The following is a 470-nucleotide window of genomic DNA, read 5'->3' as shown; positions in this document are numbered from 1 at the left end:
GTTCCGGCAGCCTTCAGTGGTCTTTGCAGAGTTAAGACAGACGGCTTAGCGTTGCACTTCGAACTTGAATCCGCCAACTCCACAATACGATTGATAATATAAAACTCAGACGTCCAGCCAATAATCGGGATGGAATACCCTTCAGCAATAGTTATGAGTTTGGTAATCCATTATCTCAAAGACTGAATACAGGAAGTGGTCCATACTCCGAATGGACAGTTAAAACTCCGGGCATTGGGAATCGGGGAGCAAGAAGAATAGTAGTTGATAATAAAACGGGACAAGCATATTACAGTCATGACCATTATGACTCTTTCATTGAGTTATCTTTAGGTGGATGGAAATGACTAATTTAGTTGATAAGATCATTGATTTTAAAGGGATTGGGTCAGAATTTGGGTCGTGACGCAGACTTAGTGTTGTTGTACTCTTTGCCCTTTGGATGATTGATGGCAAAGATTGATGTGGTT

1 protein-coding gene is annotated in these 470 nt (G+C 41.1%); it reads left to right on the top strand.

The genetic code is table 11. The features are described 5' to 3' along the window. Positions 1 to 68 precede the first annotated feature (68 nt). Positions 69 to 347 (top strand): ribonuclease domain-containing protein, encoded by a 279-nt coding sequence (locus ACSZO1_RS22735; protein ID WP_437616677.1) that lies wholly within the window; start codon positions 69 to 71, stop codon positions 345 to 347. The last annotated feature ends 123 nt before the right edge of the window (positions 348 to 470 follow it).

The organism is Erwinia sp. V71 (assembly GCF_965644245.1).
Taxonomy (GTDB): domain Bacteria; phylum Pseudomonadota; class Gammaproteobacteria; order Enterobacterales; family Enterobacteriaceae; genus Erwinia.
The sequence above is the reverse complement of the archived record's forward strand: the minus strand, read 5'-3'. Positions and strand labels throughout refer to the sequence as shown.